We start from the raw sequence: 410 nt of genomic DNA, 5'->3' as shown, positions 1-410 counted from the left end.
GCGGGACGTGCTCAATCGGATTCCCGGGGTCAACGCACCGGACAACAACGGCACCGGCAGCCACGACATGGCGCTGAACTTCGGCATCCGCGGCCTCAATCCGCGCCTGGCCTCGCGCTCCACGGTGCTGATGGACGGCATCCCGGTACCCTTCGCTCCCTACGGTCAGCCGCAACTTTCGTTTGCCCCCATCAGCATGGGCAACATGGATGCCGTGGACGTGGTGCGCGGTGGTGGCGCGGTGCGCTATGGCCCGCAGAACGTCGGCGGCATCGTCAACTTCGTGACCCGGGCAATTCCCGACGCGCCGACGGTCAAGGGCGGCTTCCAGACCGAAACCAGCCCCTCCTCCAGCCATGACGGCTTCAAGACCACCGGCAACCTGCTGGCCGGTGGCACCGCCGACAACG

Annotated in this window: 1 protein-coding gene; it reads left to right on the top strand. The window is 67.1% G+C overall.

From position 1 onward, the window contains the following. On the top strand, window positions 1-410 hold a 410-nt coding region (locus tag F6S12_RS33040; RefSeq protein WP_315870027.1), incomplete at both ends, for a TonB-dependent receptor plug domain-containing protein.

Origin of the sequence: Pseudomonas sp. JV245A (genome assembly GCF_032424515.1) — a bacterium.
Classification (GTDB): Bacteria; Pseudomonadota; Gammaproteobacteria; order Pseudomonadales; family Pseudomonadaceae; genus Aquipseudomonas; species Aquipseudomonas protegens.
The sequence above is the reverse complement of the archived record's forward strand: the minus strand, read 5'-3'. Positions and strand labels throughout refer to the sequence as shown.